Below are 26736 nucleotides of genomic sequence, written 5' to 3'. Positions count from 1 at the left end.
GAATGTGACTCTGAGCTCGTTTCAATCGTCTGATTTGGATGTTGTTGGATGCACTGATCGTTGTCAGAGTTCAGGCCTTAGGGAATCAATCGCTGACTGGGAATGATCCGCGCAAGCCTTGTCTGGATCTGTCGTTCCCAGCCGATGGGCGCTGAACAGTTGTCAAGCAGCAGGTCGGCCTGTTCGCATTTCCGGCTCATGGGCCATTGAGCGCTGATTCTTGCTTCGGCTTCGGCCGTGCTGAGACCGTCACGCTGCTTCAGCCGCTCAAGCTGCTGTGCCGGTAGACAGTGAACCACCCAGATTTCGGAGACGAGTTCTGTGAGATCGGCTTCAAACAGAAGCGGAATCATCAAGACAACTGTTGAAGTTTCTGGATGCTTCGCCAGTTCGAGCTCGAAGCGCGCACGGACCACTGGGTGGATGGTCTGCTCTAGCCATCGTCTTTCGTCTTGGTTGTTAAAGACGATCCTGCCCAGCTCCCGGCGATTGATCTTGCGTTGACTTGAGCTCTGCTCGATGTCGCAACCCGGTGCAGCTTCAACCTGTCGTCCATAACGCTTCAGCACGGCCTCCGAGGCCTGACTTCCAGCCTTGAGAGCTTCATGGGCGTAACGGTCTGCATCAAGAACCACAACCCCAAGGTCTTGCAAGTAGCGCGCAACGCTGCTTTTGCCGCTTGCGATGCCACCGGTGAGACCGATGCGGTGCTGCGCACCGTTCCAGCGGGATGTTGCACTCAAGTGCCAGTGCTCGATGACTGATTCCAGTCTGTAACTCGCGCGGCGTAGATAGCGGCGCATGGGCGTTTTGAATAAGTCGTGTGGATCGCTTGTTCAGTCCTTCGATGGCGCAATCTTCCAGCTGGACGCCTATTCAAGGCGGTGTCACTGCTCCCAGTGGCTTTCAGGCCACAGGCATCACAGCTGGACTCAAGGACTCCGGAAAGCCGGATCTAGCTCTGCTGCTGGCGCCGCAGGGTGCCGTCTGTGCCGGTACTTTCACTACCTCGATGGTGCGGGCAGCCTGTGTGGATCTCTGTGCGGAGCGCCTGCAAATCATGGGGGGTCAGTGCAGAGCTGTGCTGATCAATTCCGGCCAGGCGAATGCCTGCACTGGAGACCGTGGTCTGATCGATAGTCGGCGTGCCACTCAAGTTCTGGCAGACCGTCTGGGAGTGGTAAGTGATCAGGTCCTGATCTGCTCCACGGGCGTCATTGGCGTGCCGATCCCGATGCAGCAGTTGTTGGCTGGTCTTGACCCGCTCGTGGAGGCTCTGGCCGTTGACGGCGGTTCGGCGGCTGCGAACGCGATCCTCACCACGGATTTGGTGGAGAAGCAGATCGCTGTTGAGGCAGAGATTGAAGGCCGCATCGTGCGCATTGGCGGGATGGCCAAAGGTTCGGGAATGATTCACCCGGATATGGCCACCATGCTCGGCTATCTCACTTGTGATGCCGGAGTGCCAGCAGATGCTTGGCAGGCCATGGTTCGCCGCGCCGTTGAGCGCTCTTTTAACGCCATCACCGTTGATGGCGATACCAGCACCAATGACACTGTCCTGGCCTTTGCCGCGGGTGACCCTCTCGCGGCCCATCAGCTTGAACGACTTGAGCAAGGGGTGACCCTTGTCGCTCAACACCTCGCGCGCTCGATCGCGCGTGATGGTGAGGGTGCGACCTGCCTGATTGAGGTGCTTGTGGAGGGAGCTGCATCAGAAGCAGACGCCTTACAGATGGCCCGCACAGTGTGTGGATCGTCGCTGGTGAAAACGGCAGTGCATGGCCGTGATCCCAATTGGGGCCGCATTGTGGCGGCGGCTGGACGCTCGGGAGTGGCCTTTGACGCGCAGGCAGTTTCTCTCTGGATCGGAGAGCATCATTTAATGGTGAACGGTCAGCCGCTTGGCTTTGATAGGGCGGCGGCGTCCACCTACCTGCGAGAGCGTGCTTCCGGGCGCTACCTCGACGACGATGCTGTCCTGATCCGTCTGCAGATCGGCTCTGGCCTTGGCCAAGGTCGTGCCTGGGGTTGCGATCTGTCCGATCAATACGTGCGCATTAATGCCGATTACACAACTTGATCCATTCAGGGAGGTGATGCAGCACCGGTGATCAGACGCGATGATGGGTTGCGCCGGATCTCCGGTGTTGTTCATGCCTGCCACAGCGATGACAACAACAACCCCTAATCAGCAGCGATCCAGACGACCTCGTTACTGGGTTGGACCTCTGGTTGCGGGCGCTTGTTTTGCTCTCGGTTACGGCATCACCCAGCGGGTGGTCCTGATGCAGCAGGCCTGGGAAAAGCCACAGCAGGCGACGTTTCGCCAAAACAGTTTTCCTGGAGAGACCTTGGACGGGTTGAGGCGCCGGTACGGCGCTGATCAACCACTGATGGGGGATGTGGCAGCGAAGGAAGCTCTTGACGCCAAGCAACGCAAGGTCAGTGAACAGGCCGAGACCATCGCTCAGCAAGCGAAGCAGCGTGAGCAAGCCCAGCAGGCTGCTCTGCCGGAGCCTTGGGAGATCCAAGAGCAGCCAGTGTCAACGGCTGCACCAGAGGCGGTACCCGCTCAGGATGTTGTTGAGGATGCGGGTCTCGATGGGGCTCAGCCTGCTGCCCTTTTGTCTCCTGATACTGAAACTGTGGTGGCTGAGCCGGCTTCGGCTACTGATCCTGCCTTCGAGCCTTCTGTTCTAGTTGCCCCGGACCCTGCACCTGCCGTCGTTGCCAGCCCGCAACCAGCGATCGATGAGTCGCTCATTTTCAAAGCACCACCGGCCACTCCACCTGTGACTCCACCCTCTCCCTGAGGGTGGTCACAACCCTGTCTGCGTATCTGCCACAGTTTCTGCATCGCTAGTCAGGCCATGACTCCTCCGGACGCCCTGTTGAGAGCGGCGATGAATCGTCTGATCGCCCGGGTGGGTGAAGGAGTGGCCGATGCAGCTGCGGGTGTTGCTGTCGCTGTTCAAGATGCGCCTGAGCGTATTCGTCAGGAATGGGATCTGTTTCAGGAAGAGGTGAAGGCAGAAGCGGAACGTTTGCAACAGGACGAACAGCCCTGCACAGCATCCGCAGCTGATCGCTCTGGCACAGAGCCAGAGTCACTGCAGCTGCGCATCGATCGGCTGCGTGCGCAGGTTGCTGATCTGAGCATGCGGCTGGAGGAAAGGTCTTGAGTCGTTGGCGTGCGCGCCCTCTGCCTTGGCGCAGGGGGCTGAGGGCACTGCGCATCTGGCGCACTGTCTTGGTGTTGCTGTTCCTGCTCTGGTGGGATAGCCGTGACTGGACTTACCCCGGTGGTGTTTCGCAGGAGCGTCGTGAAAGCCGTCAGCAGCAGCGTGCCCGCTGGCTGACCCGGGAACTACTCCATCTCGGTTCGGCGTTCATCAAACTCGGCCAATTGCTCTCGGCGCGTCCTGATGTGCTGCCGGCGGGCTGGGTCGTTGAACTGGCGGATCTGCAGGACAAAGTTCCGGCTTTCCCGTTTGATGAGGCCCAGGCTCTCTTGGAAGCTGAGTTGGGTGCTCGCTGTGCAGAGATCATTGATCTTGATGAGAATCCGCTTGCGGCTGCCTCATTGGCCCAGGTGCATCGCGCCAGCTTGCGCAGTGGCCGTCAGGTGGTGCTCAAAATTCAACGTCCCGGTCTGGAGTCGGTGTTCCGGCTTGATCTTGAGGTCATGCAACAGGTGGCCTCTGTGCTGCAGCGTCATCCTCAATGGGGGCGAGGTCGCGATTGGGTCGCCATTGCACAGGAATGCCGTCGTGTGTTGTTGCGCGAGCTGGATTTTCGACTGGAAGCCCAGCACGCTGCTCGTTTTCGTCAGCAATTTCTGGATGACCCCCGCATTCGTGTCCCTGGAGTGATCTGGGAACTGAGTACCCGCCAGGTGCTCTGCCTCGATTATTTGCCGGGGATCAAGATCAACAACCGTTCTGCACTGCTGGCGGCTGGCATCGATCCGGGCGAGGTCGCTGAGATCGGTGCTGCCAGCTATCTGCAGCAGCTCGTACGTTTCGGCTTTTTCCATGCCGACCCCCATCCCGGCAATCTGGCGGTTGCCAGCGATGGTGCGCTGATTTACTACGACTTCGGAATGATGGGCCAGCTTTCCGAGCGTTTGAGACGACGACTTGGTTCGATGGTTCGGGCAGCTGCATCCCGCGATGCATCAGCACTTGTGGAGGAGATGCAGGTGGCTGGAGTGATCGCTGGAGATGTCGATCTCGGGCCTGTGAGGCGTCTGGTTCGCCTGATGCTGCGAGATGCACTCACCCCTCCTTTCAGCGCTTCGGTGATTGACAAATTGTCGGGAGATCTTTACGAGTTGGTTTATGGCCAACCGTTTCGGCTGCCAGTGGAGCTGATCTTCGTGATGCGAGCGTTGTCGACCTTCGAGGGAGTGGGTCGCAGCCTCGATCCCGGCTTTACCCTGGTGGGGATCGCTAAGCCTTATCTGCTGCCTCTCATGACTTCCAGTGGATCCGGTTCCAATGATCTTTTCAATGAGCTCGGCCGACAGGTGGGTGCCCTGAGTTCTCGGGCTGTGGGGATTCCCCGTCGCTTGGATGAAAGTCTCGAGCGCCTCGAGCAAGGGGATCTGCAGCTACAGATCCGCATGGGTGAATCGGATCGTCAGTTCCGCCGCATGGTCAATGCTCAGAATTCCATTGGTCAGTCGGTGCTGCTCGGAGGCCTGGCCCTAGCGGCTGCGATCCTCGGTGCCAGCGTGCGTCCTCTTTGGGCTCTATTGCCTCTTGGTGCGGCTGTTCCGGTCGGGATGGGTTGGCTCAAACTCCAGGTGAAACTTCGCAAGGATGCCCGGATGGAAGCTTTGTCTTCATCACAACGCTAAATCGGATTGATTGCCAAGCTCTGGTTGTTTGGCCGTAAATAATTAAATCAGTTTGATTGATTATTCGATATTAATTTCTAGGAAAACCATCAATCTTGCTCCTGATTATCTGTTGTAGATGGCTCTAAGTTTGAGTTTGCTTTCTCGTGGAAGTCATGATTTGTTGATGAAAGGGTCTTTCCTGATCGGTTCAAGTTTCTTCTTGGCCTTATCTGATGATTTCGAATCTTTGCTTCAAGCACCATGAAGGCTGCCATTCACTCTTGAAATGAAAGAGTGAATGGCAGCTTCCTTGCGTTCGGATGAACTGATTCAGGATTTGCCGCGGGGGCCTTGTCCCACTGCACCGGCATAGACAGCCTGACTGCCCAGTTCGTCTTCAATGCGCAGCAGCTGGTTGTACTTGGCAACGCGCTCACTTCGGCTCAGAGAGCCGGTTTTGATCTGCCCAGCCCTGGTAGCGACAGACAGATCGGCGATGGTGGTGTCTTCGGTTTCACCGCTGCGGTGGCTGATCACGCTCGTGTACCCCGAACGACCGGCCAAGTCGATGGCTTGGAGCGTTTCGGTGAGAGAACCGATCTGGTTCACCTTGATCAGAATTGAATTGGCGGTGTTGCTGTCGATGCCCCGTTGCAGGCGCTTGGTGTTGGTCACGAACAGGTCATCTCCCACCAGTTGCACCTTGCTGCCCAGGCGCTCGGTCAGCAGTTTCCATCCCTCCCAGTCATCTTCGGCCAGTCCGTCCTCGATCGAAACGATTGGGAACTTCTCAACCAACTGCTCAAGTTGGTCAACCATTTGAGCGCTGTCGTAGCTGCCCCCATCAAAGGCATAACGACCATTCTCGAAGAATTCGGTGCTGGCAACATCAAGGGCCAGGGCGATCTGATCACCAGGCCTGTAGCCGGCCTTTTGAATGGCTTCCACCAGAATCTCGCCTGCTTCCACGTTGCCCAGATCAGGGGCGAAGCCGCCTTCGTCTCCAACTGAGGTGCTCATGCCTTTGTCCTTGAGCAGTCCCTTCAGGGTGTGGAAAACTTCGGTGCCCATGCGTAGCGCTTCCCGGAAACTTGGAGCGCCGTGGGGAACCAGCATGAATTCCTGGAAATCCAGGCTGTTGGCGGCGTGCTCACCACCGTTGATCACATTCATCAGCGGTACTGGCAACAGCGTTGCCATCGGCCCGCCTAAATAGCGGTAAAGCGGGATCCCCAGGCCATTGGCGGCTGCTCGGGCATTCGCCATGCTCACCGCCAGGATTGCGTTAGCGCCGAGGTTGGACTTGTTGTCACTGCCATCCAGCTCCAGCATCGCTGCGTCCACGGCTGCCTGGTCTAGGGCGGAGAGTCCACAGAGGGCGGGGGCAATACGCTCCTCAATGTGATTCACGGCTTGGCTGACGCCCTTGCCCATGTAGCGATCGCCGCCGTCCCGAAGCTCGTGGGCTTCGTGGGCTCCGGTGCTGGCGCCACTGGGCACGATGGCCCGACCACTGGCTCCTCCTTCCAGCAAGACCTCGGCTTCCACCGTTGGATTTCCGCGGGAGTCAAGGACTTCACGGGCAACGATGGTGTCGATGACGAGGTCGAGGGAATCGAACACGTGATGCGGATCAAAGACTTGGCGATCCTATGGGTCCCCCTGCAACGCTGATTCCCCATCCCTGCCAACAGCTCAAGACACCTGCTGCTCCTCTACCGCTGATCTTGAGGATGCACCATGCTGGTGACAGCGATTGACCCCGATCATGCGCATGTTGCACACCATGCTTCGTGTTGGTGATCTTGAGCGATCGCTCTCTTTTTATACCGATGTCCTGGGCATGCAGTTGCTTCGTCGCAAGGACTATGCCTCCGGTCGTTTCACACTGGCTTTTCTGGGCTACGGCGACGAAAAAGATCACACCGTGCTGGAGCTCACGCATAACTGGGACACCGAGCATTACGACCTGGGCGATGGCTATGGCCACATCGCTCTCGGGGTGCAGGACATCCATGCCACCTGTTCGGGCATTGCAGAGCGAGGCGGAAGGCTCGTGCGCGCACCGGGCCCGATGAAGCACGGCAGCACGGTGATCGCTTTTCTGGAGGATCCTGATGGATACAAAGTGGAGCTGATTGAGCTTGCGTCCCGATCGACGGCCGCTTGAGTGGAGTCGCCCGCGATGACATCCGATTTCGGCGTGACTCCTCAACCTCCAGCCAGTCTCACGGTGGAGCCAGACCGTTTCAGCGATGACGCCTGGGAGTTGTTGCTCTCTGCCCAGGATTCAGCCCGTCGCTGGCGTCACGGTGATCTCGATGTGGAGCATTTGCTCCAGGCTCTATTCAGTGATCCACGCTTTGAGTCGGACGTGGCCGCATTGCCTCTGGCTCCAAACCAGTTGCTCGATCAGCTCGAGGGCTTTCTGGAAGACCAGCCCATGGCGCGAGGTGATGAGCTGTTTGTCGGTGAAGACCTTGAGACCTTGCTCGAGGCGGCCGACAGGGTGCGTGGTCTCTGGGGTTCAAGGCTGATTGATGTTTCACATTTGCTGATCGCCATCGGCCGTGACCCACGCATTGGCGCCGATCTCCTATCCCGTTTCGGGTTGCCTGCCGATCGCCTGGAGGCCGAGCTGCGGCAACCGACCTCATCCGCTGAATCTCCACTGCCCACTTCTCCTGCACCTGTGATTCGTTCAGCAGCGCCAACTCCTGCTGTTCCACCCGTTCAGTCATTCACCGAGCCTGTTCAGTCGGGGCCGGGGCCTTCAGACTTTGTTGATGATCCGGCGCTTGATCGTGCCAATGAGCCAGAGCCAACGGCGCTGGATCGTTATGCCCGTGACCTCACTGCCGCGGCGGCACAAGGGCTCCTGGACCCTGTGGTCGGCCGTGATGGCGAGATCCGCAGCTTGATCAAGGTGCTCTCGCGTCGGGGCAAGAACAATCCGGTGCTGATCGGAGCGCCCGGTGTGGGGAAGACGGCTATCGCCGAGCTGCTTGCTCAGCGCATCGTTGCCGGAGAAGTTCCGGAATCACTTCAGGGATTGCGGCTTGTTGCCCTGGATGTGGGTGCGCTGATCGCTGGTGCCAAGTTCCGCGGGCAGTTCGAGGAACGCCTGCGCGAGGTGCTGCAGGAGGTGAGTGATCCCGAAGCTGGCGTGGTGCTGTTCATCGACGAACTGCACACCGTGGTCAATAGCGATCGCTCCAGCTCCGATGCGGGCAGCCTGCTCAAGCCTGCATTGGCTAGAGGGGATCTCCGTTGCATTGCCGCAACCACGCCAGAGGATTACCGCCGCACAGTTGAGAAGGATCCAGCTCTGAACCGTCGCTTTCAGCAGGTGCAGATCTCCGAGCCTTCGATCGACCACAGCGTCGAGATTCTGCGGGGTGTGAAGGAGCGCTATGAGCTGCATCACGGCGTGACGATCACCGATGCCGCAGTGATGGCTGCAGCACGCCTAGCTGATCGCTACATCAGTGACCGTTGCTTGCCTGATAAGGCCATCGACTTGATCGACGAAGCGGCGGCACAACTCAAGATGGATGTGACGTCTAAGCCGCAGGTTGTGGAGGACGCTGAGATGGATTTGCGTCGGGTGGAATTGGCGGTGCTCGCTGCAGAGCAGGCTCCTGAATCGGAGCGCGTTCAGCTTCAGCGCCAGCGACTGGAGGCTTCGTCTCAGCTCACTCAACTGCGTGAGCGCTGGCAGGCAGAGCGGGAACAGTTGCAAGAACTGCGCCAGCTGCTGCAGGAAGATGAGGATCTGCGCCATGCCGTTGCTGAAGCAGAGCGACAGGGCGAGCTTGAAGAGGCTGCGCGGCTGCAGTACGACCAGCTGCATCGTCTTCAGCAGCGTCGTAGTGACCTGGAGGAAGCACTCAAGAATGCGCAGCAAGACGGCACGGCACTGCTGCGGGAGCAGGTGGAGCCTGAAGACATTGCCGATGTGGTGGCGCGCTGGACAGGGATTCCAATCCAGCGGCTTCTGGCAGGCGAACGTCAGAAGCTGCTGGAGCTTGACCAGCGCCTTGCACAGCGGGTGATCGGCCAGTCCGATGCCGTGGGCGCTGTGGCCGCGGCGATTCGCAGGGCCCGAGCCGGCATGAAGGATCCGCGACGCCCCGTGGGTTCATTTCTGTTTCTGGGGCCGACAGGTGTTGGCAAGACCGAACTGGCTAAGGCTCTTGCTGGACAGCTGTTCGACGAGGAGGAGTCGATGGTGCGCCTCGACATGAGCGAGTTCATGGAGCGCAATGCTGTCGCGCGCTTGCTCGGTGCCCCTCCCGGTTATGTGGGTTACGAGGAAGGAGGACAGCTGACCGAAGCGGTGCGGCGGCGTCCTTATGCCCTGTTGCTTCTGGATGAGGTGGAGAAGGCTCACCCTGATGTCTTCAACGTGCTGTTGCAGGTGCTGGATGACGGACGCCTCAGCGATTCGCAGGGGCGCACGGTCGATTTCCGCCACACCGTGGTTGTGATGACCAGCAATCTGGCCAGCCGCGCCATTCTTGAATCAGCACGCCAGGACAGGGAAGCGGGAGCATCGATTGATGCATCCGCTCTAGATGGGGCTGTGGATGAAGCCTTGGGGCGACATTTCCGGCCTGAATTTCTGAACCGCATCGATGAATTGATCCGTTTTCAGCCCCTAGGCCTCGATGATCTGAGCAAGATCGTGCGCCTGCAGTTGGCAGATCTGGCCTCGCTACTGAGAGAACAAGGGCTGGAGCTGCGCGTTGAAGAAGGTGTGATTGAAGCGATCGTGAGCCTCGGTTATGAGCCCGAATATGGAGCGAGACCACTGCGAAGGGTGTTGCGTCGTCGTCTGGAGAATCCCTTGGCGACTGAATTACTAGAGGACCGTTTCAGCGGGGCTCAGGCGGTTCGTGTGCAGGCTGGAGCGACACCAAACGATCCTTTCCTGTTCGAACCGGAATAACGTCCATTAAGACGTCCGGTAGGATGATCCATTGCTGTCACGTGCCCTCAGAGCCGGCGTCAGCACCGGCCCAGACGACTTTTTGATCCGTCATCCGTGACCAGCCCCACTTCCGAGGACACCACAGCAGCGACGACGCCCCCCTCATCAGGCCCTGAACAGCCTGAGAAAAAGGGTGGTTTTCTGCAGGCCACCTACGAGGAGCTGAAGCTTGTGGTCTGGCCCAGCCGACAACAGCTGTTCAGCGAATCCATTGCGGTGATCCTGATGGTGAGCCTTTCCGCTGCGGCTATTGCCGCCTTGAGTCGCTTCTACGGCTGGGCCGCGTCCCAGGTGTTCCGTTGACCCCCTCTCCGGTCCGATCCGGAGTCTTTTCCAGTTCATCCTTCGTTCCTGCCCTGCCTCGTGTCTGATCTCGATCAAAGCCAGTCGGACTCCACTGAGGTGCTTGATCTTCCGGCGCCGAATGACGGAGATGAGGGCACCCTCGAAAGCCCAACAATCCGCACGGGTGTCGCCCGCTGGTATGCGGTTCAGGTGGCATCAAGTTGCGAGAAAAAGGTGAAGGCCACGCTGGAGCAGCGGGCTGTGACTCTCGGTGTGAGCAATCGCATTCTTGAGATCGAAATTCCCGAAACGCCTGCGGTCAAAATCAAAAAAGACGGCAGCCGCCAGTCCACAGAGGAGAAGGTGTTCCCCGGTTATGTGCTTGTGCGCATGGTGCTGGATGAAGACACGATGATGGCCGTGCGTAGCACTCCAAACGTCATCAACTTTGTCGGTGCGGAAGATCGACGCGCCACAGGTAAAGCACGAGGTCACATCAAGCCACGTCCTTTGAGCCGTCAGGAAGTCGACCGCATCTTCAAGCGGGCTGCCGAGAAGAAGACGGTTGTCAAGGTTGATCTCACTGAAGGTGATCAAATTTTGGTCACTGCCGGTCCGTTCAAGGATTTCCAGGGAGAGGTCATCGAGGTTTCCGGTGAGCGCAGCAAGCTCAAGGCACTCCTTTCTATTTTTGGCCGTGAGACGCCGGTTGAACTCGAGTTTTCTCAGGTGAGCAAGCAGAACTGATATCAGCGGCGGCCGTCTCCCTGTGGAGGGCGGCCTGAGGGGTGGTTCTTCACCTCGCCGCACCTGCCCCGAGGGCCAGGTGATCCACAGATGTTCAACTCCGTCCGCCGATGGCCAAGAAAGTCGTAGCTGTGATCAAGCTGGCCCTTCAGGCCGGCAAAGCCAACCCTGCACCGCCCGTGGGTCCTGCCCTCGGTCAGCACGGGGTCAACATCATGGCGTTCTGCAAGGAGTACAACGCCCGCACCCAGGACAAAGCCGGGTTCGTGATCCCGGTGGAAATCTCGGTCTTCGAAGACCGCAGTTTCACCTTCATCACCAAGACGCCCCCAGCGTCCGTGCTGATCACCAAGGCTGCTGGAATCGAGAAAGGTTCTGGAGAGTCCGCCAAGGGAAGCGTCGGCTCCATCAAGCGATCCCAGCTTGAAGAGATCGCCAAGACCAAGCTGCCCGACCTCAACTGCACCAGCGTTGAATCGGCCATGCGCATCATCGAAGGCACTGCCCGCAACATGGGCGTCGCCATCAGCGACTGACGCTCCTGTGTCGGTCATTGCTCACTTCCAAATTCTTCTGGGGGAGACCTTGCGGTCGTCTGAACCCCATCTAAGCCATGCCAAAACTTTCAAAACGCCTGGCCAGCCTGGTCACCAAGGTTGAAGAGCGTGCTTACGAGCCGCTTGAAGCCATTCAGCTGGTCAAGGACAACGCCAACGCCAAGTTCGACGAGACCATGGAGGCGCACGTGCGTCTCGGGATCGATCCCAAATACACCGATCAGCAGCTCCGCACCACCGTGGCACTACCTCACGGCACTGGTCAGACCGTGCGCATTGCTGTGGTCACCAGTGGTGAGAAGGTTGCAGCCGCCAAAGCAGCTGGCGCCGAGCTCGCTGGCGATGAGGATCTGGTCAACACCATCAGCAAGGGGGAGATGAACTTCGACCTGCTGATTGCCACTCCAGACATGATGCCCAAGGTCGCCAAGCTGGGTCGCGTGCTTGGCCCTCGTGGTCTGATGCCAAACCCCAAAGCTGGCACCGTCACGACTGATCTAGCGTCTGCTATCAAGGAATTCAAGGCTGGCAAGCTCGAATTCCGCGCTGACCGCACCGGCATCGTGCATGTGCGTTTCGGTAAGGCCAGCTTTGATGCTGCCAACCTGCTCGACAACCTGAAAATGCTTCAGGAGACCATCGACCGCAATAAGCCCAGCGGTGCGAAGGGTCGTTACTGGAAGAGCCTGTACGTGACCTCCACCATGGGTCCCTCAGTGGAAGTGGATATCTCAGCCCTTCAGGACATCGACAAAGAGAGCTAATTCCGCTCAGCCGGCTTGGTGCTATCTAGCCTCCACTTCTGTGGGGGCTTTGTTGTAGGTTTGGCTGCTGGCGTAAGCCAGACAACGGGCACGCGCCCGGCCCAAGACAGCAGGTTGCTTCAAGCGGTTGTTTCAACCGTGCCTGATGCATAAGACCTGCCGAGGCAGACGCGACGATTTTGCTCCCTCATGGGATTTGGATCGATACGCGGCCTCGTCTCCTACTGGAGTACTGAACGGCCGTGTGTCCAGCTTGTTCCCCCGATCCGATCCAAATCCTATGGGCCGCACTCTGGAGAGCAAGCAACAGATCGTCGAAGAGCTCAAGCAGCTCCTCGGTGAGGCCGAAATGGCATTGGTCCTGGATTACCAGGGTCTCTCCATCAAGGAAATGTCTGATCTGAGGACTCGTCTTCAGGCCAGCAACGGCGTCTGCAAGGTGACCAAAAACACCTTGATGCGTCTCGCCATTGATGGTGATAGTGCCTGGTCCAACCTCGATCCCCTTCTGAGCGGTACCAACGCGTTCGTCCTGGTTAAGGGCGATATTGGCGGTGCAGTGAAGGCCCTTCAGGCTTTTCAGAAGGACACCAAGAAGTCCGAAACCAAGGGCGGCCTTTTCGAAGGCAAGCTTTTGTCTCAGGACGAGATCAAGGCCATCGGAAACCTTCCCACCAAGGAAGTACTTATGGCTCAGATCGCTGGTTCCATTAATGCCGTTGCCACCAAGGTGGCTGTGGGCATCAACGAGGTTCCCTCCGGTCTTGCTCGGGCGCTCAAGCAGCACGCCGATTCCGGCGAAAGCTGAACGTCTTCGACCCGACTGTTTTTTTGATCTGTTGCTGAATCCCAACCATGTCTCCAAAAACCGACGAAATCCTCGAATCGTTGAAGTCTCTTTCGCTGCTTGAAGCTTCCGAGCTTGTGAAGCAGATTGAAGAGGCCTTCGGTGTCTCCGCTGCCGCATCCGCGGGTGTGGTGATGGCTGCCCCCGGCGCTGCCGCTGGTGGTGGTGGCGAGGCTGCTGAAGAAAAGACCGAATTTGATGTTGTGCTGGAAAGCTTCGATGCTTCCGCCAAGATCAAAGTCCTCAAGGCTGTGCGTGAAGCCACAGGCCTTGGCCTGGGCGATGCCAAGGCCATGGTCGAGGCTGCTCCGAAGACCATCAAAGAAGGTGTCTCTAAGGATGATGCCGAAGCCCTCAAGAAGGCCATTGAAGAGGTGGGCGGCAAGGTCACTCTCAAGTGAGTTTGTTGGATCGGCATCTTGCACTTGCCGATCCCTTCCCTGCATCAACACCGACCTTCGGGTCGGTTTTTTGATGTCTGCAGGATTCCAGACAAACTGGTTTCATCGCGCAAAAAAAAGCCCTGCCAAAGGCAGAGCTCAGAAGTGAAACGCGTTGCCGGAGTCTGTCCTTGTTTCGACCCAGAAGAGGCGTTTTCCACTCCTCACACAAGCCTAAACTAAAAAATCGCACTCTGAATTGCGCGTTGTGCTGGGGCGCTCTGTCAACTGTCCTTCAGCTCGGAAGCGGTTCAGGGTCGGAAGGGAATCACCGTCAGACGGACCGGCCCACGTTGGCGGTTCAGACGTCGTCCACCTGGCTGTGAAGGGGGCTTGGGCGCGCTGGCGGTGAAGGTCAGGCTGCTATCAAATGTTCTCGCTTTGCTGGCAGCCATCAGGGTGTTGATTGGTTTCGTGTTCGCGAAATACACGTGGCTCAACGTGCGCCCCTTGTAGCTACGACGTTCCAACGACCAGCCCGGCTCCAGCGTCAGTTTCACAAAGGCGTTTTTGTCCCTACGCACATTGCTGGCTCTCGCCACTGTGAAGCCGCCGCCGCGGACAGAGTCCAACGCCTGTAAAGCCAGACCGTTTTTGCTCTGTTTCAGACGCAGGCGATAGCGCTTGTCGACATCCCTGCCGGACGTGCGCAGGGAGTAGCCGTTGCTGTCGAGGTAGCGGCTGCAGATTCCAGTGAAGTCGAAGTTGTTCAGCGAGGGGTTCATCAGTCCGTCCTGACGTTCTTCCCAGCAGAGCGGTCTGGCTTTGATCTGTTCCAGCACCAGAAGCTTCCAGCGATCTCGTCCCACTGCCTGGGCCAGGATTGCGAAACGTTCTTCTTGCAGTGGACTGCTGTCGAACAGGGCCCGGGCCCATCCAGGCAGGCTCCCGGCCATCGCCGCCACTCCCACGGCAGCAGCACTCAGCGCAGCTTTGCGGAAGTAGGTTCGGCCCATGGCCCAGTCCTCCTGGGTGTCTAAGAACCGTGTTGTACCGAAGAAGGCGTGGGGTGACCAATGGCTGAGGCTGATCAAAGAGGTCGAGTTGTGGCGGCTGCCACCGACGGAGCCTGCAGCGGCAACCCCGGTCCTGGAGGCTGGGGGGCCTTGATCCGTTTTGAGGACGGCAGTGTGGAGGAGTTCGGTGGTGCCGACCCTGCGACAACCAACAACCGTATGGAGCTGCAGGCAGCTCTCGGGATGCTGGAGAGACTGGCGGAGCTGCCTCGTCATCCCGATCTCGCCCTGCGGACCGATAGCAAGTACCTGATCGATGGCCTTGGCTCCTGGATGGCGGGCTGGAAACGCAAGGGCTGGAAAACCGCGGCGGGCAAACCCGTGCTCAATCAGGACCTCTGGCAGGCTCTCGACGCTGCACGACTGTCCGATGTGCCGCTCACCTATGTGAAGGGACATAGCGGTGACCCAGATAACGATCGGGTCGATCAAATCGCTGTGGCTTTCTCCAAGGGGACGTCACCAAAACTGGGTCGAGTTGCCAACTCAGCGGCCTCCAAGGCCAGGACAACAGCAGGTGGGACGCAATCCACAGGAGATGATGCAGCACCCGAATCCTTGCAATGGCTGCTCACCCGACTTGAGCTGGCTGATCGTTTGGCTGCTGGTGGGTATGCACTGTCGTTGGTGGAACTCGCCCAGTTGGTGGAGCAACCTCTGACGCGCCTTGCGGAGCGTCAACAGGCCTGGAGCTGGCGTGATTGGCTGGTTGAGCCGGCGGAGGGAGACTGCTGGCGGCTGCGCCGCGCCGAGGCAGGATCGAGATCGATCGAGGAACCCAGATGACCCAGCCGTCATCGTCCGGGGTGATGTCCACCGCAGGTTTTTACCGGCGCTGGTTGGGGCCTGTGCTGGCTAGAGACGAAGGCGTGGATGCTGAACAGCTCAGCCAGACAGCCCTTCAGGCACTGGGTCAGCTCAGTCTTCGCCGTGGGTGGCCAGGTCTCTCCGGCGTGCTGGATGGTGTGGCTGCTGAACTGACACGCCGGGACCTGCGCCTGGAGCAGGTGTTGTTTGGATGTCGTTTCAGCAATCCCCTGGGGCTGGCGGCTGGTTTTGACAAAAACGGCGTCGCCGCTGGGGTCTGGGATCGTTTTGGGTTCGGGTTTGCTGAAGTCGGCACCGTCACCTGGCATGGTCAGCCTGGCAATCCGCGGCCGCGGCTGTTTCGTCTGGCCCAGGAGCGCGCGGCACTCAATCGCATGGGTTTCAACAACAGAGGTGCGGAGGAGTTGCGTCGAACCCTCGAGCGACAGGCGCTTCCGCCTCGCGGTCAGCGGCCTGCCGTGCTGGGGATCAATCTGGGCAAATCGAAGGTGACGCCGTTGGAGCTGGCGGCCGATGACTATGCCTCTTCGCTGGAAATGCTGGCGCCATTGGCTGACTATGCGGTGATCAATGTCAGTTCGCCGAACACGCCTGGTCTTCGGGACCTGCAGGACGCCACTCAGTTACGACGGCTGGTGGAGCGCTTGCGCAGGCTTCCGGGCTGCCCGCCATTGCTGGTGAAGATTGCACCGGATCTTGAAGATGACGCCATCGATGGCATCGCACGGTTGGCTTATGAGGAGGGGCTCGCCGGTGTGATCGCCGTTAATACAAGTCTCGATCGCCTTGGGCTGGGGCAGCGGCTGCTCACTCAGACCGGCCGCAGCCTTGCCGAGGAGGCGGGGGGCCTCAGCGGTGATCCACTGCGCCAGCGGGCTTTGGAGGTGATCAGGCGGTTGCGTGCCACAGCTGGTCCGGCACTCCCGCTAGTGGGGGTCGGAGGGATCAGTACGCCCGAGGCCGCCTGGGAGCGGATCGCCGCTGGAGCCTCCCTGATCCAGCTCTACACCGGTTGGATCTTTGAAGGTCCGGATCTGGTGCCACGGGTGCTGGAGGGGCTGGTGGATCAGTTGGATCGACACGGGATCCGTCATATCAGTGAAGCGGTGGGAAGCGGCGCTCCCTGGCAGTAGCCGATACCCTTCAAATAAGTCTCAGCACCCACTGGCTTGGAGTTTCATGGTGGTGCTTGCTGAACTGCGTGATCGCTTCCCTGCCCTCGATGGCTTGTTGATGCAGCTGCGGGGTCTGCTGGATCCGCGCAGGGTGCTCCTGGTTCCGGAGGATGAAGCGCTCCATTTGGCCTGGCGGTCGCAGGATGGGTGGGAGATGTCGACAATGGTTCTGCCGCCAGACCTGTGCCGCTCTGGACACCCTCTCAATCCCGAGGTGTTGGGGGAGAGCATTGCCGATCTGTTGCTGGAAAGGGGATTCAGTCTTCCCCAGGTTGAGGTTGAGTTGCTGTTGCCTCTCATCAGCTGTCAGTGGCGTCTACTTGAGGGGACTGCATCGGCTGCGCTGACCGGCGACGAATTGCGCGCGCTCCAGCCCGAGCTCGGCTGGTCGTTGTCCTTGGAGGACAGTTACCTGGATGTGCAGCAGCAGCCTCAAGCCGATGTCGCTGTTGTTGTGGGAATTGAGCGGCAGCTGTTGCAGGCGTGGGCGGACACGTTGAAGGAGGCAGATCTGCCTTTGCTGCGCGCTGAATGGTTGTTAACGGCCGGCTGGCGCGGCCTCTGTGATGCCCATGCTGGTGCTGATGAGCATCTGGTTTGGTTGGTGGAGCAGCAGGGACGCTGGCGCTTGTTGTTGATCAGCAATGGTTGCCCTGAGGTTGATCTCAGCCTCCAGGCCTTGAAACAACCAGCGCTCAGGGATGAGGTGTTGGGGCTGGTTGAAGCCTGGGCTCCTGTCGGCTTGCCTGGATGGTGGGTCACCGCCGCACCTCAGTGGCAGGGCTGCTGGGCCGCCGAGCATGATTCCCGGCAGGGGCCTTTGCGTTCCGATGCCGAACTGTCGTTGCTCGATCTGGCTTTGACGGCATCCCTGGGGGCTCGCGATGCCTGATACACCCAATCAGCAGCAACTGCCTGATCTCCTGCGGGAGCGCCGACTCGAACTCGGTTTGCTGGATCGTGCAAGCCCATGGCAACCCATGCGCCCGCTGCTGTTGCGTGGAGCTTTGATCGGCGGAGTGGCGTTGCTTTTGTCTGTTGGTACGATTGTTTGGATGGGTCGGATTGAGAGCCAGCTGCAGCAGCAATTGCAGGCGCTGTTGCCGTTTGAACAGCGGGTGAGATCGGCCGAGGGTCGTTTGCGCACTGGCAAGCAGCAGCTGGCAACAGTGCGCCAGGACAATCAGCACATCACCGAACAGTTGTTGGCAGTTCCGGCCGGCTCGCCTCTGCTGGAGCAACTGAGTCGTGTCACGCCGATGGGCATTCAGCTGGAGGATGTTTCGGTGCAGAACGACCAGATCACACTGTCTGGGAGGGTTGGTCTTGGCGGCAAGCCAGGACCGCTTGAGCGGATTAATGCCCTCGTGCTCACGTTGGAGCGTTTGCCGATCTCCCGCTCCAACGGGGTCAAGGTGCTGAAGGTCAACCGCGATGACGGCGAGGAGACGTCGGTGCGCTTCAGCCTCGACTGGTTACTCGACCCCAAAGTCCAACCGTCGATCCAGCAGCTGCAGCAGCTTGGCGCGACGGGCCTGGTGCAGCGCTACCGCTTGCTGGAACAGCAGGGGGTCGCTCTTTGACCAATCTCAGCGCTGATCGTCCGGCCTGGCGCCATCAAATCACCAGGGAGCGACTGTTAGTGGTTGTTCCTGGTCTGCTCGGTCTGGTGCTGGCTGGGGGTGTATTCACGGCATTTGGCTTTCCGTTATGGGAGCGGATGGACCAGCAGCGCCAGCGGCTAGCGCTGCTCGAAAGCAAGCGTGACGCTCTTCCTTCTCTGGAGATTCAGCTCAAGCAGAACGACAAAACCCTTGGTGAGGTCGTGGAGCAGCAGGCGTTGCTGGTGGACCTGGTGGCAGGTCGTGGCCAGATTCAGACTTTTTTAGCTCAGCTGAGTCGTCTCTCTGCCTCCAGCGGCGTGGTGATCAACCTGTATGAACCTGTACCAGTGGGCTCATCTGATACCCCGAAGCCCAGAGGCGATCAAGATCAGAGGACTAAGGGCAAGACAACCACCACTGCGACCAATGATCCGCTCCAGGCTTTGGGATATGAGAAAAGCGTGGTGTTGTTGCAGGTGGAGGGGCCTTATCAGGGATTACTGCAGTTCTTAAGGCGGATGGAGCGGCTTGAGCTTTTAGTGCAGCCAAGTGATCTCGAGCTCACCGCTCTGGAGGATCCTGACGAAGCTGAAGATCAGCCAGAGAGCATCGGCCCGCCTCGCACTCGATTGAAGTTGAGGTTGACCTTTTTTGACCAAGCTTCGAAGACCGTTAAGGGTGACCCAGGTATCAGTCAGGAATCGGAGGAGCCAGACAGCAATCCTCCGCCTCTTCCCCAAGCCCCTTCTTAAATTCAGGCATTCAGCTTGGAGATCAGGGCTGGCCCCCTTGGGTTCCGATCGATACCATCCGCCCATGTCATTGGCGTACAGGTCAGGGTATGCCTCTAACCCCTTCTCGCCTGAGCTCACTCTTGCTGGTCGCTGGTCTCAGCGCGGTTGACCTGGGCTTTTTGGAAGCAAAGATGGGATCTGGCTACCGCGCGGCGTTAGCGCAGGGGGCCATGTCATTGCTTGTCCGAAGTGGCCAGGGCAGCGTGGAGGTGGTGATTCAAGGCGTAGGGCCCCAGCCGATGTTGCAGCAACGGCTCAACGGCCAGGTTTGGCAGGGCAGTTTGCAGACACAGGGAACCCCTGGGATTCTCAATGGCCGCCAACAGATTTCTAATGCCGTCGCAGGCTTGCAGCGGGTGGCCATCACTGGATCTGGCAGTGTCTATCGCTTGGAGGTGGTCCCCGAGCCAGGGCAGACCTTGCAGGAGCCGGAGGTCAGCGCTGACGGCCGCAACCTGATTCTCAAGTTTCCAGGGTTGGTAGCGGCTCCGACTCTCCAAACAGGACGCCTGGATCTCAATACGCCAGGTTCGGTACCCCAAGCACGCTATGCACCTCCATTGCGGCCTCGAGCCGTGGCACCACCGCTTGGGGATATGGCAGTCGGGACCATGGTGCTGCAGAACCGCAGTTATGTGAATGTCAGTGGTCCACCCGTGACGCTCACACTGAACAATGCGCCAGCCAAAGATGCGCTGATGGCACTGGCTCGATTAGGGGGGTATGGCTTTGTTTTTGTTGGAGATGATGCTGGGGTTAATCAAGGAATTGATACTTCCGGAGCTAATTCAGCGAACCTCGGTGGCCTTCCGGTTTCGATGGCATTTGCGAATGAATCTTATTCACGTGCTCTGAACGGGATCCTGCTTGCTTCGGGTCTTCAAGGAAAGCTCGACGGACGTATGTTGCTGGTGGGAACATCAATTTCGTCGAAGACATTTGGCCCTCAAGTGTCAAAAGTGATTCGACTAAATCAGGTCAGTGCAAGAGCAGGAGCTGAGTATTTAGGAAACCTTGGAGCAACAGTTAATTTCACGAACACGATTACCGTAACGGCTGGAGAACCGGCTTCTGAAGGTACATCTGAAATCAGCAATACAACCTCTCAAGAGAAGTCTCAATTGACAAGTACTGAGTCCTTCGGTGCTTCTGTTGGGCCTTTGCGTGGGCTTGTGCTGACTACCGATTCAAGATTGCAGACTTTGACATTGGTCGGTGATTCAGGCCTGATTCAAGTGGCTGAAAATTATCTGAAGCAGATTGATCTTCGTCAGAGGCAGGTGGCGCTTTCGGTGAAAATTTTGGATATTACTCTTGATAATGAGTCATCCATCTCTAATAGCTTTGCGTTTAGAGATGGATATAATTTTATTGTTAGCGATCGCGGGGAGCTGATCGGGGCGTTTGGCTCCAACCTTCCGCCAAATTCAGATAATTTCAATGTAATTGCAGGCGAAGCTGAGAGTGGAAAGAGGCAAAGAATTATCTCGACTGGTGAAAATGCGAATGTTGCTGTTCAGGAGTTGAAGCCTCTTGAGCCTGCGCGAGTGAATCCTGGTTTGTCTTACCCAGATTCTCCGGATGGGTTTCTGGACTTCCTGAGAGCACTAATTCAGTCGAATAGTGCAAAAACACTTGCCTCCCCAACTCTGCTTCTTTCTGAGTCCCCGGTTGAGTTGCAGGGAGGTTCTTCAGCGAGTGTCTCTGATCCAGCGTCGGCTTTGTCGAGTGGCGCGATTGGCCGCGAGCGAGCCAACGAATCGTTTGTGACGGTCGGTACGCAGGAGATTGTGGATTACAGCGTTCAAGCTGGCCAGAACGGTGCTGCTAATACTTGCCAGCCAGAATTCCAAACAGCAGGCCTTACTTTTGGGGCAAGGGTGTCAAAAATTGATGACAATGGTTTTGTGAGCTTTGCACTATCTCCTTCGATAGCTGCAGTCACACGCTCTCAGAATGTTGAAGGTTGTGGTCTTATCAGTATTCTCAGCGTTCGGAGGTTGGATACTGGATCCTTGCGCGTGAGGGATGGACAAACGTTGATCTTGACAGGCGTTATTTCAGATGCTGACTCCAGGATTGTGAGAAAATGGCCCATCCTTGGTGATATTCCTTTGATCGGACAGTTTTTTAGGCAAACTACTGGAGATAGGGCCAAAAGAGAGTTAGTGATTCTCGTGACGCCTCGGATTGTTGATGATAAGCAAGGTGGTCAATATGGATACGGATATCAGCCTAATCTTCCGGCTGCTCGACGCATGATGAATTGATTGTAAACATCAATTGTTTTTCGCTTATTTGAGTTATTAGTTTTTTAACTTAAAGACTTTCACCTTAAAAGCCTAGCCCGATTGGGATCAGCGCCTTTGCTGCAATTGGTGCCAGCATCCGCAGCCCTGCCAGTGTGTTGTTTAGGAGCTGAATCCCAAGGCCTTTGCCTTCACCCGGTGCTTGCTCCTTCAAGCGTCGACCGCTAATTGATTTTGCTGCCTTGCGAAGCTGAATTGCCCAGTTGGCTTGGCCGTTTTTTTCGTAAATCACAGCGGCATAGCTGAAATCGGCTGCAGCAATGTCATCTTTAGCTTGTTCGCTGCGGGTGATGCCCCGGGCCACCCAGCTCAGAGGTTCCCCAGGTTGCCTGCTGATCGCATCACTGAACAGCTGCTCCGCCGCTGACCAGCGGCCGGCCTGGAAAGCGTTCACTCCCGCGTTGTGCAGCGCGGCATGACTGCGGATCCCATCAGTGATGCCACTTGCACCCTGCCAGTGAGCCTCATCCAGTGCATTGGGATTCAACAGGGCACCGGTGAGGTCTGCATCGCGTAGGTCCGTTCCGTAGAGGCGGGTCCCAGTGAGGTTGGCTCCTCGCAGCGAGGCGCCGCGCAGGCTTGTGAAGCTGAGATCGGCTCCGCTGAGGTCGGCACCATCCAGCTGAGCCTGGCCCAAATTGGTTCGCATCAGCTTGGCCTCGCTGAGGTCAGCATCACGAAGGTCGGCGTGGACTAAATCGACATCTGTCAGCCGGCAGCCGCTGCAGCTGCGCTCCTGAAGCACCTGAATCAGCGCATCACTGGCCTTCGCCTGCATGCTGGTCATGCTCAGCAGAGCACTCAACATCACACCTCCAGAGAGTCGTTGGATTCGGGTCAGGCTGCATTCCGAGTCGTTCATGGGCGGCGGCTCTCGGCCGACTGGTTGTATCGGGCACTGCTGCCGCCGTCGAGTGCGACTGGGCAGGATGGTGTTGTGTGTCGCCTGCGTTGATCTTGAGCAGCGGCCTTCCACGGCATGGAGGCAATCTCACCCAGGAGGCCCTCCGCCTCGGCTTGAAGCCGTCGCAGCTTCTTGATGCCAGCGCTTCGCTGGTGCCTTTCCGCCCACCAAGGGTCCTCCGGCGTGCATTGAACCATGCGATCGCTGGCAGCGCTCTGCGCAACTATCCCGACCGCGAACAGCAAGAACTTCGGCAGGTGATAGCGACCTGGCATGGTCTCGAGGCCACGGCCGTTCTTCCCGGTAATGGTGCGGCGGAACTGTTCACTTGGGCGGCTCGGGATGCTGTCGCCTGTGGTGTCAGTGGCCTGCCTGAACCTGGTTTTGCGGACTATCGCCGAGCGCTGGCTTGCTGGGATGGTGCAGTGCATAGCTTGCCTCTCAGCCTGAGTTGGCCTCGAACCTGGCCCCAGCCATGGCCCTTGCCGGCAGCGCCGGATCAACCCTTTCAGGTGCTCTGGATTACCAATCCTCACAACCCCACGGGTCAGCTCTGGAGTCGTGCGTCGCTTGAGCCACTGCTGCAGCACTACTCATTGGTGATCTGTGATGAAGCCTTCCTGCCGCTCGTGCCCTCGGGAGAAGCGCAGTCTCTGTTGCCTCTGGTGGAGACCCATCCCAACCTTGTGGTGATCCGAAGCCTCACCAAGCTGTTGGCGATCGCGGGGCTACGTCTGGGGTATGCAGTGGCCTCCCCAGAACGTTTGAAACGCTGGCAACAATGGCGTGATCCCTGGCCGGTGAATGGTCTGGCTCTGGCTGCTGGTCGGTCTGTGATGGCTGATCAGTTCGGAATGAATCGTTGGTTGCTGCGGGTGCAGGACTGGGTTGCCCAGGAGGGGAGCTGGTTCCATCGTCAGCTGACCCATTTGCCCGCCCTCTCACCCATGCCGTCGAGTGCTAACTATTTGCTGGTTCGTGGCAACGGCTCCTTGCTGGAGCTACGTGAGCGCGCTGCGCTCCGTGGCGTACTCCTGCGCGACTGCCGTTCTTTCACTGGCTTAGGTGAATGTTGGCTGCGGATTGGTCTGCAGGATCGCCGTGGCAACCGGCGCATCCTCAAAGCCCTGAGGGAGGAACTGCGCTGACGCTTGGATCAAGACACCAGCGCTTGCAGCAATGTTGCTAGTTGCTGATCAGCGTCGCGCACCGCCAGCTTCTGCATGGCTTGTTTCATCCCCGGAAGTGGATTGTCAGCGGCTGCGTTGCTGCCAAGGTTCTGTCCCAGCAGTCGCCAGAGCGTGTCGCGCAAGGTTGGATGGTTCGGGTGGTGCTGGTGCACAATCACAGCGGCACCAAGGGATGCGGCGCAGGCCGCATTGGCATCCTGATGTTGATCGGCGGCCTGCGGGAATGGCACCAGCACCGAGGGAGTGCCGCTCACGGCAAGCTCGCTGAGGCTGCCTGCACCCGCTCTGCTAACCGCGAGATCCGCGTGTTGCAGCAGTCCGGGGATGTCGTCGCTGAAGGGCCGCTCCACCAGGGCGGCGTGCGCGATGCTGTTCACATCAGGGTCGTTGCTGCCTGTGAGGTGCACCACCCGGCAGCCTTTGCTGAGCAGCTCCGGCAGCAGCACCCGCACCATGCGGTTGAGGCCAAGAGCTCCTTGGCTGCCGCCCATCACCACAAGCAAGGGTCCCTCACCGTTCGGGACCCAGTTCGGCAGTGGCTGGGGTTGCAGAAAAGCATCCCTCACCGGTGTGCCCGTGACCACGGCCGCACATCCGGGGATGCGACTTGCTGCTGCATCAAGACCGACGGCCACGCGGGTGCAGAAGCGCCCCAGCAGCCGGGTCACCCGACCTGGAATGGCATTGGATTCGTGCAGCACAACGGGGACACCGCACCACCGGGCTCCAAGGATTGCCGGTGCGGCGATGTAACCACCTGTGGTGAACACCGCATCGATCTGTTCCCTGCGGATCATCCGGCGTACATCGCGGCTGGCCCCCAGCAGCCGCAGCAACTGGATGAGTTTGCTTAGGCCTCGGCCCTGGAGACCTCCGGCTTTCACGGTGACCAGTTTGTACTGGTCAGGCACCAAACTTGTTTCCAAGCGATCTGGAACCCCCAGCCAGCGCACGCTCCAGTCAGCTGGAAGTGCTTCCGCCACCGACAGCGCTGGAAACAAATGGCCACCGGTGCCGCTGGCGGCGATGAGAAGCCGGGGCATGGGAGCAGACCATGAAAACGCGGCCTAACTTAGTTCGAATGCTGAGGCTGATTCATGGTTCCGCTCCTGCGAGCCTCGTTGGCGACTGTGCTCTCGGGCGCGGCCGTGATCAGTGCCCTGCCAGCTTTGGCGGTTAGCGGGAATGCCGTTGATCTCAGTGCCCGCTTGCAGCTGGCACTCAATGCAGACGATCGCGTGCAGGCCCTGTCCGCCTTGATGGCACCGGACCAAGCAACGACCCTGTTGGAGAGCTTTCGTCGCTTCAGCATGCGTTTCCCGGAAACACGCTGGGCCGTCATGCCAGGCCAGCCTCTCGCCGATGGTCGCTCCACAGTGAAGCTCGCCGTCAACGGCACCCGCCAGCAGGATGGGCTCAGCTACTCCTTCAAAGCCAACCAGCGGCTTGCCTTTTCCACGCAAGCAGGCCTGATTACTGCTCAGGAGGTTCTCAGTGATCAATCGGTGCTGACCAGCGCTCGCAAGTCATTGCCGATTTCGCTGCTGATTCCAGACACGGTGCTCACCGGCAGCCGTTATGACGTGGATGTGGTGGTGGATCAACCACTGGGTAAAGCCTTGCTGGCTGGAGGTCTTGTGGCGGTCACACCTCAGCAGGTCATGGCCCAGCAGAGCCCGGATGTACAGCTGGAGCCCCTGGGCGGTGGTGGGTTGTTCAAGTCGGTGCAGGCTCCTTTTCAGCCCGGGATTCAGACCTGGGCTGCTCTGCTGGTGCATCCCGATGGGGTGATCACGGTGAGCAAACGCGTTCAGGTTGTGAACGATCAGAGCAAGCTCAATCCCTGAGCTGCTGAGCAGGATTGGGGTTCGCAGGAAGACTTCGGCGCAGAGCTGATACATCCGCATCCCCGAGCCCAGCGTCCATCAGGGCCTGCTCCTGGTCGTGCACAGCCTTGGTGATCGGGAGCTTCAGTCCCGTCTGCTGCGCTGCATCGAGTGCAATGCCGAGATCCTTGTGGTGCAGTGCCAGCTTGAAGCCGAGTGGGTAGTCGTCGTTTAGCATGGCCTGGGATCGATGCTCCAGTGCCCAGGAGCCGGCAGCTCCCTGGCGCAGCGCATTTACCACCTGCGGCATCGGCAGCTGCAGGTGCTGTCCCAGGGCGATGGCTTCCGCCACGGCGGCGTAACTACCCGCCACCAGCACCTGGTTGATTGCTTTGACCTGCTGTCCGCTACCCACGTCGCCGAAATGGTGGATTGAGCCACCGATCACCTCCAGTAGCGGTCGCGCTTTGTTCACTGCAGCGGTCTCTCCACCACAAAGCACGGTGAGGGTGCCGGCCTTCGCGCCTTCCGTACCGCCGGTGACGGGAGCATCGATATAGGCAATGTCTCGTTTGGCGAGACGTTCAGCCATCGCTTTGGCGGCGGAGGGGCTGATGGTCGAGCAGTCGATGACGAGGCTGCCTGGATCCAGGGCGGGCCCTGCACCCTGTGTGCCCCACAGCACTGACTCCACGGCAGCGTCGTCGCTGACGCAGAGCAGCAGGGCAGAACAGCCACTCGCTGCTAATGCTGGGTTTGCCGCGGGTATGGCTCCGGCTAGGCCGGCGTCAGATTCCGCTAATCGACTGCGGGTGTGAACCTGCAGTCGATAGCCGGCGGCCTGAAGGTTCAGCGCCATCGGTAATCCCAGGGCTCCCAGGCCGATGAAGGCCAATCGGCTCTTGGGCGTGAGATCACATCCGGTCATAGTTGCAGGCCATTTGAGTCAGATCTTGGCTCGGCACTCGCAGCAACCTGAGTGCGTTCACTGTTGATGGTCTGCATGCCGTTCACCAATCGCTGGCGACGAGCACTTCTGATTCCCTGCGTTGCACTCACCGCCGCTGCTCTGCAGCAGACCGGCGGGCTGGCGGAAGCGGCTCCAGACCGAAGGATGCCTGAGTCTCAGCTCACGCAAAGCCAGAAGCAGCAGCTGTTCCAGGCCCGCCGCCGCTGGGGTCTGAGCAGCTACAACCAACGGCTTGCGCTGCTTAAGTCCGGCCAAAGCTGCCTTCAGCGTGCCCAGACCCCTGATGCTGGCAAGACGTGCATGAAGCAACAGAAGCAGGCTCGCCGGCGTCTGATGGAGCAGGGGCGACAGGTCGTGAATGCCGAGCGTCGCCGCTTGGGTCTCACGCCTCTGCGCGATTTCTGGTGGCAAGGCCAAGGGAGGGGCTGACGCTCTTCCTCCCCTGGCTCGACAAGCCTTCTCCACGGCCGCAACCGAGTCGTCGCCGCTGGGAGCTTGATAGTGATGACCAACGTCTGGCATGGCTCAACTCCGGCCGCCGTTCCTCGGATTCTGCTGGGGCGATCCGCACTGGCGATGATCCGGGAAGTGCAGATTTTGGATGCCGTCTGTCTCAATGTTGTTGTCTTGATCTGAGTTTC

29 protein-coding genes are annotated in these 26736 nt (G+C 58.9%); 22 read left to right on the top strand and 7 right to left on the bottom strand.

Annotation, left to right across the window (positions count from 1 at the left end; all coding sequences use genetic code 11):
• Window positions 1-77: 77 nt before the first annotated feature.
• Window positions 78-743, bottom strand: a complete 666-nt coding sequence (gene coaE / locus SynBIOSU31_RS13735; protein ID WP_186490905.1) for a dephospho-CoA kinase — start codon at window positions 741-743, stop codon at window positions 78-80.
• Between the two features lie 71 nt (window positions 744-814).
• On the opposite strand from coaE, the gene argJ reads away from it, so the two are divergent.
• The 4 genes from argJ to SynBIOSU31_RS13715 all read left to right on the top strand — a co-directional run bounded on the left by argJ (window position 815) and on the right by SynBIOSU31_RS13715 (window position 4864).
• Window positions 815-2083, top strand: a complete 1269-nt coding sequence (gene argJ, locus SynBIOSU31_RS13730; RefSeq protein ID WP_370593720.1) for a bifunctional glutamate N-acetyltransferase/amino-acid acetyltransferase ArgJ — start codon at window positions 815-817, stop codon at window positions 2081-2083.
• A gap of 88 nt (window positions 2084-2171) precedes the next feature.
• Window positions 2172-2816 (top strand): hypothetical protein, encoded by a 645-nt coding sequence (locus tag SynBIOSU31_RS13725; protein WP_186490903.1) that lies wholly within the window; start codon window positions 2172-2174, stop codon window positions 2814-2816.
• Between the two features lie 57 nt (window positions 2817-2873).
• Window positions 2874-3185, top strand: coding sequence for a hypothetical protein (locus SynBIOSU31_RS13720; RefSeq protein ID WP_186490902.1), 312 nt, complete (start codon window positions 2874-2876; stop codon window positions 3183-3185).
• On the top strand, window positions 3182-4864 hold the full coding sequence (locus SynBIOSU31_RS13715) for an ABC1 kinase family protein (protein WP_255477269.1): 1683 nt from the start codon (window positions 3182-3184) through the stop codon (window positions 4862-4864). The genes SynBIOSU31_RS13720 and SynBIOSU31_RS13715 overlap by 4 nt, the downstream gene beginning before the upstream one ends.
• A 312-nt stretch (window positions 4865-5176) precedes the next feature.
• Here SynBIOSU31_RS13715 and eno read toward each other — a convergent pair whose 3' ends face one another.
• Window positions 5177-6469 carry a phosphopyruvate hydratase gene (eno, locus tag SynBIOSU31_RS13710; RefSeq protein WP_186490901.1) on the bottom strand — a complete coding sequence of 431 codons (1293 nt, stop codon included), beginning with the start codon at window positions 6467-6469 and terminating at the stop codon, window positions 5177-5179.
• A gap of 145 nt (window positions 6470-6614) precedes the next feature.
• Here eno and gloA point away from each other — a divergent pair, with 145 nt between their 5' ends.
• The 8 genes from gloA (at window position 6615) to rplL (ending at window position 13440) form a co-directional block, all read left to right on the top strand.
• Window positions 6615-7016 (top strand): lactoylglutathione lyase, encoded by a 402-nt coding sequence (gloA, locus tag SynBIOSU31_RS13705; protein ID WP_186490900.1) that lies wholly within the window; start codon window positions 6615-6617, stop codon window positions 7014-7016.
• A gap of 15 nt (window positions 7017-7031) precedes the next feature.
• Window positions 7032-9797, top strand: a complete 2766-nt coding sequence (locus SynBIOSU31_RS13700; RefSeq protein ID WP_186490899.1) for an ATP-dependent Clp protease ATP-binding subunit — start codon at window positions 7032-7034, stop codon at window positions 9795-9797.
• Between the two features lie 96 nt (window positions 9798-9893).
• Window positions 9894-10142: a preprotein translocase subunit SecE gene (gene secE, locus SynBIOSU31_RS13695; protein WP_186490890.1), complete on the top strand. Its 249-nt coding sequence runs from the start codon at window positions 9894-9896 to the stop codon at window positions 10140-10142.
• 60 nt (window positions 10143-10202) lie between these two features.
• Entirely contained in the window at window positions 10203-10871 is a 669-nt protein-coding gene (nusG, locus tag SynBIOSU31_RS13690; protein WP_186490889.1) for a transcription termination/antitermination protein NusG, read from the top strand.
• Window positions 10872-10981: 110 nt separating this feature from the next.
• Window positions 10982-11407 (top strand): 50S ribosomal protein L11, encoded by a 426-nt coding sequence (rplK, locus tag SynBIOSU31_RS13685; protein ID WP_186490887.1) that lies wholly within the window; start codon window positions 10982-10984, stop codon window positions 11405-11407.
• A gap of 77 nt (window positions 11408-11484) precedes the next feature.
• Window positions 11485-12192, top strand: a complete 708-nt coding sequence (gene rplA, locus SynBIOSU31_RS13680) for a 50S ribosomal protein L1 (RefSeq protein ID WP_186490885.1) — start codon at window positions 11485-11487, stop codon at window positions 12190-12192.
• Window positions 12193-12472: 280 nt separating this feature from the next.
• The gene (gene rplJ / locus SynBIOSU31_RS13675) at window positions 12473-13000 is read left to right on the top strand and encodes a 50S ribosomal protein L10 (RefSeq protein ID WP_186493115.1); all 528 of its coding nucleotides are present in this window, start codon (window positions 12473-12475) and stop codon (window positions 12998-13000) included.
• Between the two features lie 47 nt (window positions 13001-13047).
• Window positions 13048-13440, top strand: coding sequence for a 50S ribosomal protein L7/L12 (gene rplL, locus SynBIOSU31_RS13670; protein WP_186490883.1), 393 nt, complete (start codon window positions 13048-13050; stop codon window positions 13438-13440).
• 290 nt (window positions 13441-13730) lie between these two features.
• Here rplL and SynBIOSU31_RS13665 read toward each other — a convergent pair whose 3' ends face one another.
• Window positions 13731-14435, bottom strand: coding sequence for a DUF3747 domain-containing protein (locus SynBIOSU31_RS13665; protein WP_186490881.1), 705 nt, complete (start codon window positions 14433-14435; stop codon window positions 13731-13733).
• Between the two features lie 60 nt (window positions 14436-14495).
• On the opposite strand from SynBIOSU31_RS13665, the gene SynBIOSU31_RS13660 reads away from it, so the two are divergent.
• The 5 genes from SynBIOSU31_RS13660 to SynBIOSU31_RS13640 are packed head-to-tail and all read left to right on the top strand — an operon-like array spanning window position 14496 to window position 18854.
• On the top strand, window positions 14496-15281 hold the full coding sequence (locus SynBIOSU31_RS13660; RefSeq protein ID WP_186490879.1) for a ribonuclease H family protein: 786 nt from the start codon (window positions 14496-14498) through the stop codon (window positions 15279-15281).
• Window positions 15278-16456, top strand: a complete 1179-nt coding sequence (locus tag SynBIOSU31_RS13655; RefSeq protein ID WP_186490877.1) for a quinone-dependent dihydroorotate dehydrogenase — start codon at window positions 15278-15280, stop codon at window positions 16454-16456. The genes SynBIOSU31_RS13660 and SynBIOSU31_RS13655 overlap by 4 nt, the downstream gene beginning before the upstream one ends.
• A 46-nt stretch (window positions 16457-16502) precedes the next feature.
• Window positions 16503-17390 (top strand): hypothetical protein, encoded by an 888-nt coding sequence (locus tag SynBIOSU31_RS13650; protein ID WP_255477268.1) that lies wholly within the window; start codon window positions 16503-16505, stop codon window positions 17388-17390.
• Window positions 17383-18081 carry a PilN domain-containing protein gene (locus SynBIOSU31_RS13645; RefSeq protein WP_186490870.1) on the top strand — a complete coding sequence of 233 codons (699 nt, stop codon included), beginning with the start codon at window positions 17383-17385 and terminating at the stop codon, window positions 18079-18081. The genes SynBIOSU31_RS13650 and SynBIOSU31_RS13645 overlap by 8 nt, the downstream gene beginning before the upstream one ends.
• A complete protein-coding gene (locus tag SynBIOSU31_RS13640) occupies window positions 18078-18854 on the top strand; it encodes a hypothetical protein (RefSeq protein WP_186490869.1) in 777 nt (258 codons plus the stop codon). The genes SynBIOSU31_RS13645 and SynBIOSU31_RS13640 overlap by 4 nt, the downstream gene beginning before the upstream one ends.
• 215 nt (window positions 18855-19069) lie before the next feature.
• Here SynBIOSU31_RS13640 and SynBIOSU31_RS14855 read toward each other — a convergent pair whose 3' ends face one another.
• Window positions 19070-19438: a hypothetical protein gene (locus SynBIOSU31_RS14855; protein ID WP_255477267.1), complete on the bottom strand. Its 369-nt coding sequence runs from the start codon at window positions 19436-19438 to the stop codon at window positions 19070-19072.
• Between the two features lie 33 nt (window positions 19439-19471).
• Between SynBIOSU31_RS14855 and SynBIOSU31_RS13635 the strand changes: the two genes are divergently transcribed.
• Window positions 19472-21166 carry a type II secretion system protein GspD gene (locus SynBIOSU31_RS13635; RefSeq protein WP_255477266.1) on the top strand — a complete coding sequence of 565 codons (1695 nt, stop codon included), beginning with the start codon at window positions 19472-19474 and terminating at the stop codon, window positions 21164-21166.
• Between the two features lie 64 nt (window positions 21167-21230).
• On the opposite strand, the gene SynBIOSU31_RS13630 is transcribed toward SynBIOSU31_RS13635, so the two are convergent.
• Window positions 21231-22067, bottom strand: a complete 837-nt coding sequence (locus SynBIOSU31_RS13630; protein WP_186490865.1) for a pentapeptide repeat-containing protein — start codon at window positions 22065-22067, stop codon at window positions 21231-21233.
• A 95-nt stretch (window positions 22068-22162) separates the two neighbouring features.
• On the opposite strand from SynBIOSU31_RS13630, the gene SynBIOSU31_RS13625 reads away from it, so the two are divergent.
• Window positions 22163-23257 (top strand): pyridoxal phosphate-dependent aminotransferase, encoded by a 1095-nt coding sequence (locus tag SynBIOSU31_RS13625; RefSeq protein ID WP_186490856.1) that lies wholly within the window; start codon window positions 22163-22165, stop codon window positions 23255-23257.
• Between the two features lie 8 nt (window positions 23258-23265).
• Here the strand turns inward: SynBIOSU31_RS13625 and SynBIOSU31_RS13620 are convergent, their stop codons facing one another.
• Entirely contained in the window at window positions 23266-24342 is a 1077-nt protein-coding gene (locus tag SynBIOSU31_RS13620) for a UDP-N-acetylglucosamine--N-acetylmuramyl-(pentapeptide) pyrophosphoryl-undecaprenol N-acetylglucosamine transferase (protein WP_186490854.1), read from the bottom strand.
• A 54-nt stretch (window positions 24343-24396) separates the two neighbouring features.
• Between SynBIOSU31_RS13620 and SynBIOSU31_RS13615 the strand changes: the two genes are divergently transcribed.
• Complete coding sequence (locus SynBIOSU31_RS13615) at window positions 24397-25146, top strand: hypothetical protein (protein ID WP_186490852.1); 750 nt, start codon at window positions 24397-24399, stop codon at window positions 25144-25146.
• On the opposite strand, the gene SynBIOSU31_RS13610 is transcribed toward SynBIOSU31_RS13615, so the two are convergent.
• Window positions 25136-26053 (bottom strand): NAD(P)-dependent oxidoreductase, encoded by a 918-nt coding sequence (locus tag SynBIOSU31_RS13610; protein ID WP_186490851.1) that lies wholly within the window; start codon window positions 26051-26053, stop codon window positions 25136-25138. The two genes, SynBIOSU31_RS13615 and SynBIOSU31_RS13610, sit on opposite strands and share 11 nt — an antisense overlap.
• Window positions 26054-26104: 51 nt before the next feature.
• Between SynBIOSU31_RS13610 and SynBIOSU31_RS13605 the strand changes: the two genes are divergently transcribed.
• Together SynBIOSU31_RS13605 and SynBIOSU31_RS14850 are read left to right on the top strand one after the other, a co-directional pair.
• Window positions 26105-26524: a hypothetical protein gene (locus tag SynBIOSU31_RS13605; protein WP_255477265.1), complete on the top strand. Its 420-nt coding sequence runs from the start codon at window positions 26105-26107 to the stop codon at window positions 26522-26524.
• A gap of 75 nt (window positions 26525-26599) precedes the next feature.
• On the top strand, window positions 26600-26731 hold the full coding sequence (locus SynBIOSU31_RS14850; RefSeq protein WP_255477264.1) for a hypothetical protein: 132 nt from the start codon (window positions 26600-26602) through the stop codon (window positions 26729-26731).
• The last annotated feature ends 5 nt before the right edge of the window (window positions 26732-26736 follow it).

This window comes from Synechococcus sp. BIOS-U3-1, from assembly GCF_014279975.1.
Lineage (GTDB): Bacteria > Cyanobacteriota > Cyanobacteriia > PCC-6307 > Cyanobiaceae > Synechococcus_C.
Note: the sequence above shows the minus strand (reverse complement) of the source record. Positions and strands in the feature narration are given on the sequence as shown.

Bases quoted from the DNA above. Each gene is read 5' to 3' on its own strand.
- SynBIOSU31_RS13650 (WP_255477268.1), top strand. From the start codon at position 16,503: ATGGTGGTGCTTGCTGAACTGCGTGATCGCTTCCCTGCCCTCGATGGC.
- SynBIOSU31_RS13620 (WP_186490854.1), bottom strand. From the start codon at position 24,342: ATGCCCCGGCTTCTCATCGCCGCCAGCGGCACCGGTGGCCATTTGTTT.
- SynBIOSU31_RS13700 (WP_186490899.1), top strand. From the start codon at position 7,032: ATGACATCCGATTTCGGCGTGACTCCTCAACCTCCAGCCAGTCTCACG.
- SynBIOSU31_RS13665 (WP_186490881.1), bottom strand. From the start codon at position 14,435: ATGGGCCGAACCTACTTCCGCAAAGCTGCGCTGAGTGCTGCTGCCGTG.
- gloA (WP_186490900.1), top strand. From the start codon at position 6,615: ATGCGCATGTTGCACACCATGCTTCGTGTTGGTGATCTTGAGCGATCG.
- SynBIOSU31_RS13655 (WP_186490877.1), top strand. From the start codon at position 15,278: ATGACCCAGCCGTCATCGTCCGGGGTGATGTCCACCGCAGGTTTTTAC.
- SynBIOSU31_RS13645 (WP_186490870.1), top strand. From the start codon at position 17,383: ATGCCTGATACACCCAATCAGCAGCAACTGCCTGATCTCCTGCGGGAG.
- SynBIOSU31_RS13615 (WP_186490852.1), top strand. From the start codon at position 24,397: ATGGTTCCGCTCCTGCGAGCCTCGTTGGCGACTGTGCTCTCGGGCGCG.
- rplL (WP_186490883.1), top strand. From the start codon at position 13,048: ATGTCTCCAAAAACCGACGAAATCCTCGAATCGTTGAAGTCTCTTTCG.
- rplJ (WP_186493115.1), top strand. From the start codon at position 12,473: ATGGGCCGCACTCTGGAGAGCAAGCAACAGATCGTCGAAGAGCTCAAG.
- SynBIOSU31_RS13630 (WP_186490865.1), bottom strand. From the start codon at position 22,067: ATGAACGACTCGGAATGCAGCCTGACCCGAATCCAACGACTCTCTGGA.
- SynBIOSU31_RS13660 (WP_186490879.1), top strand. From the start codon at position 14,496: ATGGCTGAGGCTGATCAAAGAGGTCGAGTTGTGGCGGCTGCCACCGAC.
- SynBIOSU31_RS13610 (WP_186490851.1), bottom strand. From the start codon at position 26,053: ATGACCGGATGTGATCTCACGCCCAAGAGCCGATTGGCCTTCATCGGC.
- rplA (WP_186490885.1), top strand. From the start codon at position 11,485: ATGCCAAAACTTTCAAAACGCCTGGCCAGCCTGGTCACCAAGGTTGAA.
- rplK (WP_186490887.1), top strand. From the start codon at position 10,982: ATGGCCAAGAAAGTCGTAGCTGTGATCAAGCTGGCCCTTCAGGCCGGC.
- SynBIOSU31_RS14850 (WP_255477264.1), top strand. From the start codon at position 26,600: ATGACCAACGTCTGGCATGGCTCAACTCCGGCCGCCGTTCCTCGGATT.
- SynBIOSU31_RS13720 (WP_186490902.1), top strand. From the start codon at position 2,874: ATGACTCCTCCGGACGCCCTGTTGAGAGCGGCGATGAATCGTCTGATC.
- SynBIOSU31_RS13725 (WP_186490903.1), top strand. From the start codon at position 2,172: ATGACAACAACAACCCCTAATCAGCAGCGATCCAGACGACCTCGTTAC.